The following is an 8,820-nucleotide window of genomic DNA, read 5'->3' on the forward strand; positions in this document are numbered from 1 at the left end:
ACGGGCCCGGAGTCCGCGGTGATGCGTGGGCTGCAGCGGGTCGGCCGCGGCGACATCGCCGCGCTGCGCGCGGTGGGCGACCTCTTCCGTGCCATCGACAACGCCTACGGCGGCGGGCACGCCCGTCAACCCCTGGTCCGCTACCTGGAGTCCGAGGCCGAGCCGATGCTGCGCGGCCGCTACGGCGAGGCCGTGGGCCGCTCCCTCTTCGGCGCGGTCGCGGACCTGACCCGGCTGGCCGGCTGGTGCTCCTACGACATGGGCGCACACGGCCTGGCCCAGCGCTACTTCGTCCAGGCGCTCCGGCTCTCGCAAGCGGCCAACGACCGGCAGTACGGCGCCTACGTGCTGGTGACGATGAGCAGGCAGGCCGTCTACCTCGGACACGGCCGCGAGGCCGTGCAGTTGGGGCGGGTCGCCCAGCAGGGCGTCGGAGCGACGGCCCCGGTGCTGGTGCAGTCGTTGATGCACGCGGCGGAGGCGCGCGGACACGCCCTGCTGGGCGACGCCAGGTCCGCCGCGGCCTCGCTGGTGCGCGCGGAGCGGGCCCTGCAGGCGGCCCGGCCGGGCGACGAATTCCCGGGCTGGGCACGGTTCTTCGACGAGGCCCAGCTCGCCGACGAGTTCGCGCACTGCTACCGCGACCTGCAGCAGTGGCGTCCCGCACTGCAGTACGCGGAGCGCTCGCTGCGGCTGCGGCCGCAGGCCAACGCCCGGGCCCGGCTGTTCACCCGCACCGTGCTGGCCACCGCCCGGCTCGGCGTCGGCGACGTCGAGGAGGCCTGCAACACGGCGGTGGAGGCGCTGCGTGCCGCGTCCGAGATGCGCAGCGTCCGGGCCGCGGAGTACCTGCGGGACTTCGCCCGCCGCCTCGCCCCCTACCGCGGCACCCCCGCCGCCCGCGCCTTCGACGACCAGGCCCGCGCCGCGGGCCTGCTGGGCGCGTAACGCCCCGGCGCGGCGGGCGGGCGAGTCGGCGACGAGCGGCTGCGCCGCGCCGTGCGCGGTGCCCCTCGCCAGGCGCTGCGTCGAGGCGGTGACCCCTCGTCAGGCACCGGGTGGGTGATGTTGCTTCGCGCAGCGCCCGGTTGTCCTGCCCGGCGCGGCCGACTGCAGGCTGGTTCCTCGGGGCGCCTGCGCCTGGGAATCTCGCCTCTGCCAGGGGTTCCGTCGTCGTGCCCGCCTGGGGCGGCTGCCCTCCATGCACTGGCGGCATGGCGGCTGCGTCGCAGTCCTGATCCCTCGTCAAGCGCCGAGCAGGTGGCATGGGTTGCCTGTGCGCTTCTCCTGCCCGGCCCGCCGGGTGCAGGTCGGCCCCTGGGGGCACCTGCGGGCGTTGCCTCTGCCGGGGGCTCGCCGAGCCGTGCCCCGCCAGGGGCGGTGGCCGTCCGCGCCCTCGCGGCCTGGCAGCTGGGGCGCGGCGGGCGCCGTGATCCTTCGTCAGGAGTCGGGCGGGCGATGCTGGTTCGCGCTGCGCCGCGTTCTTGTGCTGGTGGGTGGCCAGCTGCGGGCCGGTCGCTCCGGGGCTGCCTCCACCTGCGGGTGCCGGCTCCGCCGGGGCTCCGCATAGCCGTGGCCGCCGGGGGCTCTGCCGGGCCGTGGCCGCCGGGGCGGCAGGCGTTCGGGGCGCGGTGGCCCGGCCGTTGGGCCGTGGCGGGTGCTCGGGGTGGCCACGGCGCGCGCCGCGCGGGGGTTACAGGACGGCGAAGGCCAGTGCCGTCGCGTCGTCCTCCGCGGTGGGGGTGAGCAGGGCGTCCAGGACGCCGGTGACGGTGGCCTGGGGGCCGTCGGGGGCGTGGAGGCGTGCCGCCTCCAGCAGGCGGGCCTGTTGGGTGTCGATGTCGACGTCCCTGCGGTCCACCAGGCCGTCGCTGACGAGCAGCACCACGTCGCCGCGGCGGAGCAGGGTCTCCCGGGCCGGGTACGCGTAGGCGCGGACCGCGCCGAGCGGCGGGCCGGTGAAGGGTTCGAGCAGGCGCGCCCGGCCCTCGCGGACCAGCACCGGGGCCGGGTGACCGGCACAGGTCCAGCGGAGCAGACGCCGCTCCGGGTGGTACCGGGCGATCACCGCGGAGGCCGTCGACTCCATGCCGTCGTCGTAGGCCAACTCGTTGAGCCAGCCCGTCAGTTGCTCTACCCTGCTGCCGGTGAAGGTCAGTCCGGCCAGCGCGTTGCGCAGCTTCGCCATCAGGGCCACCGCGTCCAGCCCGTGGCCCTGGGCGTCCCCGACCACCATCACCGCCCGCCCGTCCGGCAGCAGCCGGGTGCCGAACCAGTCGCCTCCGACGCCGGACCAGCGTTCGCTGGGGCGGTAGGCGGCCGCCACATCCAGGCCCACCGAGGCCAGCTCGGCGGGGGACGCCGGCAGCACCGCCCGCCGCAGCCGCTCCGCGATCTCCGCCTCGGCGTCGGCCCGGCGGCGCTCCGCCTGCAGCGCCGCGTCCGCCGCGGCCAGGCGGCGGCGGCCCCGGGCGAGGTCGCTGACGTCGTGGGCCACCATCCGCAGCGTCGCGACCGGCGCGTCGGGACCGGGGCGCATCGGCTCGGTCGCGAAGCGCAGCACCCGGTTGCTGCCCTCCACCAGCAGCGTCAACTCGCCCTGCACCGGCTCGCCGTGGACCAGCAGCCGCTCCAACGCGTCGCGCAGCACCCGCGCCGAGCTCGGCGACAGCCGGCGCAGCAGCCGTTCGTAGCTCGGCGCGGGGTCGCCCTTGCGGAAGCCCAGCAGGTCCCGCAGGCCCGGCGAGAGGTAGAGGGTGTTGTCCGCGAGGCCCCACTCGCCCCAGCCCACCTTGGCCAGGCGTTGTGCCTCGCGGGCCATGCCGGGGCGGTTGGCGCGCTGCCAGACCACGAGCACCATGCCCGCGCAGGGGACCGCCCAGATCCGGTCGTCCCGCCGCTCCAGCCAGCCGGAGGCATGCGGCAGGTACCAGGAGACGACCCGCTCGGCGGCGGGGCGGCCGGTGCGGACCACCTCCAGCCACTCGTCCAGCACGCCGGTCGCCGCAAGGCTCGGTACCGCGACGGTCAGCTGACGGACCGACAGGCCCGCCTGGTCGAAGGTGAGGTCCGGGCGGAGCGAGTCCTCGTAGGCGGCCGGGTTGAACGACGCCCGGACCAGGTCCACCACCTCCCCACGGGCGTCACGCACCGGCGTGTAGAGCGCGGCCGGCAGCGGGAAGGCGTCGAAGAGCTCGCTGAGGCTCGGCTGCTCGGCGGCGAGGGCCTCGGCCAGCGCTGCGGCCGCTGGGGCGACGCGGAGGGCGGCCTCGGGGGCGGGCCGCAGGGTCAGGTTGTGCTCGGCGAGCAGCCGCACCTGCCGCTCCAGCAGCGCCCGGACCTCGTGTTCGAGCTCCAGGCGCGCGGTCCGGTCCTCGGCGGACTCGGCCCCGCCGGGCCGACCCGTGTCGTCGGGGTCGGGCATGGCGGAAGCGGTGGGCATGTCCCCAATATGCAGAACGAGGGCATTCGAGAGGATTGCGGCGCGCCGCGCCGGCGCCGGGGCGGGGGTGCCGCCCGCATGGCTCAGGCGGCGATGCCCGCAGTCGCCGGGACCGCCTGGACCGGCAGCCCGAAGTCCCGCAGCAGGGCCTGCGCCGCCCGGGCCCCGGACACGGTGGCGCCGCGCAACGTGCCCGTGCCGCGATGGTCGCCGCAGACGTAGAGCCCGTGCAGCAGGCGGACGGAGCGCTGGAGGACGTGCGGCGGGGGCATCGCCGGGAAGGCGTCGGCGACATGGCGGACCGTCAGCAGCTCCCAGCCGGAGCAGTCGGTGCGGTAGAGCTCGCCCAGCCGGCGCCGGAGGGCGGGCTCGATCCCGGTCGGCCCGTCGGCGCCCCAGCTGCGGTGGCCGAGCACGGTCGTGGCCACCAGCGCTGCCCCGGAGGGCGCGAAGCTGGGGTGCACGTCGCTCAGTACCAGGCTGTACGCCACGGAGCTGCCCCGGTCCGCGTCCAGCAGCAGGGTCGGCGAGCCCAGCGGGGAGCCCGGGGCGGCGTGGTAGTACGTGGTGACCGGCAGGTGCGCCGGCTCGTGCAGACCCGGCAGCAGCTCGACCGCACCGGCGGCTTCGGCAGCGACGACGACAGCACGGGCCCGGATCCGGCCGTGGTGCTCGGTCTCCACGCCGTCGATCGCGACGGCCGTCACGCGGACGCCCAACTTGACGGTATCGGGCGGTAGTTGGGCGGCGAGGGCGTACGGGACGGCGCCGAGCCCCTGGGCGGGCAGGCTCAGGCCGTCGCGGGCGTAGCCACGCAGCACCAGATCCGCGACCCGGCTGCTGGTCCCGAGGGCGGGGTCGCCGAGCAGCGCGGCGAGCAGCGGCCGCAGGAAGGTCTCGACGGTCCGCGGCGGGATGCCGCGCTGCGCGAGCGCCCGGGCCGCGGTGGTCTCCGGACGGGTCGTCAGCTTGTCGACGGGCGTGGCCCCGAGGCGCGCGAGGGCGGAGCCGAGCCGGGCACGGTCCCAGGCGCGGGCGCCGTCGCGAGCGGTCGCGGCGAGGGTGCCGCGTGCGGAGGCCGCGCCGGTGGCGGGCGCGCCGAGCCGGTGCCGCCGCCCGGCGGCGTGGACCAGGACGTCCCGGGAGAGCGGAACCAGCTCGACGCCGTCCAGGCGGGCGGCCGGGTCGGGCAGACCGCAGTCGAGGAGGTGGATCCCGGGGGCGATCCGGAAGCCGTCCACCTGCTGGGCGGCGGCCCGCCCGCCCAGGTGGTCCGTGGCCTCCAGAACGGTGGTGTGCAGTCCGTGCGCGGTCAGCGTGAGGGCCGCGGTCAGCCCGGCCGGCCCGGCCCCCACGACGACCACGTCGACGGACCGCGGGCGCGGCGAGCGCGCGCGCCGCGCGTCCACGGACGCGGGGACGGACGCGGGGACGGACGCGGGGACGGACGCCGGCGCGGGGCGGGATCCGGGCAGCGGAGAAGGTGACGGAGATGACGACGCTGACGCAGCGGGCACGGGACGGCTCCCCTCCATGGCCGGGCGGCGGTCGGGCGGTACCTGAGGTGATGCCCCGTCAGGACGCCGGTCAGACGGCGGATTCCCGGCAGTTCACGCCCCACGTGCCCCCACCGCACTCCCGGGCCCCATCCGCGCCACAGTGCGCCCCACCGTGCCCCCATGCGCCCCCACGCCGTTCCACCCCTGAGGAGACCGGTCCGTACCCCACCCCCCTGTTTGGGTCCGGGGACAGACGTTCGCGCAGCCGCGCACCCGACAGTTGCGCGCCAAGCGGCTTGGGCCCGAGCACAGTTGACGGACCCCCACCCCCGCCTGGCCGTCCCCACGGGCACCCCGACCGCACCAGTCGGCGCAGCCCCGGGCCCTCGCGCCGGGCCCCGGCCCTCGCGCCGACGCCCGGGCCGGGCCGCGGCGGGGCCGGTGTCGAGCCGGCGCGCGCCGGCTAGAGCGCGGCGCGGATCGCGTCGTCGATCGTTGCGTGGGCGAAGCGGAAGCCCGAGTCCAACAGGCGTTTGGGGACGACGCGGTGGCTGCCGACGACTTCGACGGCCATCTCGCCCAGGACGGCCTTGAGCGCGAACTCCGGCACGTGGGCGAAGGCAGGGCGCCGCAGCACGCGGGACATCGCCTCGGTGATCTCGGCCTGGGTCACCGGCACCGGGGCGGTGAGGTTGAAGGGGCCGGACAGGCCGTCGGAGTCGATCAGGTGGCGCAGGGCGGCGATCTCGTCGCGCAGCGAGATGTAGCACCAGTACTGGCGGCCGTTGCCGAGCCGACCGCCCAGGCCCACCCGGAACAGGGGGAAGAGCTTCCCCCACGCGCCGCCGCCGGAGGCGACCACCAGGCCGGTACGGGCGTGGGCCACCCGGATGCCGGCCTGCTCCGCGGGCTCCGTCGCGGACTCCCAGTCGACGCACACCCGGGCCAGGAAGTCGTCCCCGGGCGGGGCCGACTCGTCGATCACCGCGTCGCCGGTCTGCCCGTACCAGCCGACCGCCGAGGCGGAGACCAGGACGCGGGGCGGCGTGGGGAGCGAGGCCAGCGCCTCGGCCAGGGTCGCGGTGCCCAGCAGCCGGCTGTCCCGGATCTGCTGCTTGTAGGCCGCCGTCCACCGGTGGTCGCCCACCCCCGCGCCCGCCAGGTTGACCGCCGCGTCGACGCCCTCTAGGCCCTTGCGGTCCACCGCCCGCAGCGGCGGGTTCCAGCGCACCTCCACGCTGCCGTCGCGCCGCGGTTCCGGCGCCCGCCGGACCAGGCGGACCACTTCGTGGCCGTCGTCCAGGAGCGAGCGGACCAGGGCGGAGCCGATGAGACCCGAGGAACCCGTGACTGCGATGCGCATGCCGCCATTCAACCAAGCAGGGTTCCGCTTCCCGCCGACCGACCCCGTTGACACTCGCACCCGAGCGCGCGTACGTTGCTCGCGGCACCGTACTAACGCGCGTTACTAACGCGCGCAACCCAAGCCCGAGCCACGCCCATCCCATCCCAGCCCGCCCCGGAGGAGCCATGGCGCAGCGAGCCCGGAGCGTGACCATGGACCACGTCGCCCGCCACGCCGGGGTCTCCCGGACGACGGTCTCCTTCGTGCTGAACAACCGTCAGGGAGCCGCCATTTCGGCGGCCACGCGGCGCCGGATCCTGGACGCCGTCGAGGAGTTGGGCTACCGGCCGGACGCCGGCGCGCGCGCCCTCGCCGGGCGGCGCACCGACTGGTACGGGCTGATCACGGAGATCGTCACCGAGCCCTTCGCCGTCGACATCATCAAGGGCGCCCAGGACCGGGCCTGGTCCGAGCGCCGGTTCCTGCTCATCGCCTCGGGGCGGGGCGAGCCGGAGCAGGAGTCGGCGGCCCTGGAGAAACTGCTGGAGCAGCGGGTGGCGGGGCTGCTCTACGCCACGACCTGGCACCGCCCGGTCCAGGTCCCGCCCGCCGCACGGGAGTTGCCCACGGTGCTGGTCAACTGCACCGACGCGGACGGCGAGTTGCCCTGCGTCATCCCGGACGAGTTCGCCGGCGGCCACCGCGCCACCCGGCGGCTGCTCGACGCCGGCCACGAACGCATCGGCTTCCTCACGCTCGACCCGGCCATCCCGGCCTCCATCGGCCGCCGGGCCGGTTACGAGCAGGCGCTCCGGGAGGCCGGGATCGACCCCGACCCCCAGCTGGTCGTCCCCGGCTACGGCGACGCGCGGCGCGGCCACGCCGCCGCGGCCGCCCTGCTCGCGCGGCAGGACCGGCCGACCGCGCTGTTCTGCGGCAACGACCGGATGGCCATGGGCGCCTACGACGCGATCAAGGAACGCGGCCTGCGCATCCCCGAGGACGTCGCGGTCGTCGGCTTCGACGACCAGGAGCTGATCGCGGCCTTCCTGCGACCCGCGCTGACCACCGTCGCCCTGCCCTTCGAGGCGATGGGCGCGGCGGGCGTCGACCTGCTGGCCGCCCTGACGGCCGGTGAGGCCGTCCCCGACGCACCCGTGACCGTCGACTGCCCGCTGGTCGAACGCGCCTCCGTCTGACCGCCCGTCAGACCCGGCCCACCCCCGCCCGTCCCCACCGTCCACCCGCGACCCAGGAGCCCGCAGCATGCCCGAGCAGACCCCAGCCCCCACCGACCGGCCGGTCGAGTTCCTCGTCGTCGGCGAGTGCGTCGCGGACATCGTGCGGACCCCGGGGGAGGCGGACCGCCCGTACGCCGGGGGCAGCCCGGCCAACGTCGCCTACGGACTGGCCCGCCTCGGCCGGCCGATCGCCCTGCTGACGCAGCTCGGCGACGACCCGATGGGCCGGCTCGTCCGGAGGCACCTGGAGGGGGCGGGGGCACGGGTGCTGACGGACGGTCAGCCGGTGGCGACGCCGACGGCGATCGTCTCCCTCGACGGCCGCGGGCACGCCTCCTACGAGTTCGCCGTCGCCTGGTCGCTCGACCCGGACGGGCCGACGGCTCCCGTCCTGCCATCGGCCCGGCACGTGCACCTGGGCTCGATCGCCTCGGTGATGGAACCGGGAGCGTCCGCGGCCCGCCGGCTCCTGCGCGCGCTGCGGGAGTCCGGCGCCACCGTCTCCTACGACCCCAACGTGCGGCCCGCGCTCTTCGGGGAGCGGAAGGCCGGGATCGCGGCGGTCGAGGAGTGCGTCGCGCTGAGCCATCTGGTCAAGGCCAGTGACGAGGACCTGGAGTGGCTCTACCCGGGCGTGCCTGCCGCCGAGGCCGCGGCGCGGTGGTTGGCCCTCGGCCCGCGGGCCGTCATCGTCACCCGCGGCGGCGACGGCGCCTTCGCCGTGACGGCCGAGGGCTCGCTGCACGCCGACGCGGTGCCCACCACCGTGGTCGACACGGTGGGGGCGGGGGACTCGTTCATGTCCGCGGCCCTGGACGCCCTGGCGGGGCGCGAACTCGACGGCGCGGCGGTGGAGTCGGCCCTGCGGCGGGCCGTGGCCGCGGCGGCGGTCACGGTGTCCCGCGCCGGCGCCAACCCCCCGACGGCAGCCGAGCTCGCAGCAGAGCTCGCGGCCGAGCGCGCCTCGACCGCCTCCCGGTCCTAAGAGCCTGTCCTGCGGATCCTCCCGGGCCCGCGCCGCCTGACACGGCCTCCCCCAGCCTCCGGCGGGGAGGTGACCCCACCCTGCGTTGGCGAAACGCCGGAGTACGTCCAGTACGAGGGCGCTCCGCCGCCTTGGACCTGGCCGCGCCTGGGGCACCTCCCGCCCGAAGGGTGGGGAACGACGCGGGCTGATCCGGAAAGGTCCGCCGGACAGGCCCTGGCGCCGCCGTGGCTGGCCGCGCGGCGGGGCGAAGGTTCACCGACGCGGCGCCTAGATGATCGATTCCAAGGGATCCCTGCGGGCATGAC

General features: G+C 76.4%; 5 protein-coding genes and 1 pseudogene. 3 read left to right on the forward strand and 3 right to left on the reverse strand.

All coding sequences use genetic code 11. The features are described 5' to 3' along the window. Positions 1–948, forward strand: a pseudogene (locus tag ACFP3V_RS12750) (regulator); the annotation flags it as partial. Positions 949–1,693: 745 nt separating this feature from the next. On the opposite strand, the gene ACFP3V_RS12755 reads toward ACFP3V_RS12750, so the two are convergent. The 3 genes from ACFP3V_RS12755 to ACFP3V_RS12765 form a co-directional block, all read right to left on the reverse strand. Then, the gene (locus ACFP3V_RS12755) at positions 1,694–3,442 is read right to left on the reverse strand and encodes a PP2C family protein-serine/threonine phosphatase (RefSeq protein ID WP_380583084.1); all 1,749 of its coding nucleotides are present in this window, start codon (positions 3,440–3,442) and stop codon (positions 1,694–1,696) included. Positions 3,443–3,525: 83 nt separating this feature from the next. Next, the gene (locus ACFP3V_RS12760; protein ID WP_380583085.1) at positions 3,526–4,806 is read right to left on the reverse strand and encodes an FAD-dependent oxidoreductase; all 1,281 of its coding nucleotides are present in this window, start codon (positions 4,804–4,806) and stop codon (positions 3,526–3,528) included. A gap of 598 nt (positions 4,807–5,404) precedes the next feature. Then, positions 5,405–6,304, reverse strand: coding sequence for a TIGR01777 family oxidoreductase (locus ACFP3V_RS12765; RefSeq protein ID WP_380583086.1), 900 nt, complete (start codon positions 6,302–6,304; stop codon positions 5,405–5,407). 167 nt (positions 6,305–6,471) lie between these two features. Between ACFP3V_RS12765 and ACFP3V_RS12770 the strand changes: the two genes are divergently transcribed. Further along, a complete protein-coding gene (locus ACFP3V_RS12770; RefSeq protein ID WP_380583087.1) occupies positions 6,472–7,485 on the forward strand; it encodes a LacI family DNA-binding transcriptional regulator in 1,014 nt (337 codons plus the stop codon). A gap of 67 nt (positions 7,486–7,552) precedes the next feature. Further along, positions 7,553–8,512: a carbohydrate kinase family protein gene (locus tag ACFP3V_RS12775; protein WP_380583088.1), complete on the forward strand. Its 960-nt coding sequence runs from the start codon at positions 7,553–7,555 to the stop codon at positions 8,510–8,512. The last annotated feature ends 308 nt before the right edge of the window (positions 8,513–8,820 follow it).

The organism is Streptacidiphilus monticola (genome assembly GCF_042658505.1).
GTDB lineage: Bacteria > Actinomycetota > Actinomycetes > Streptomycetales > Streptomycetaceae > Streptacidiphilus > Streptacidiphilus monticola.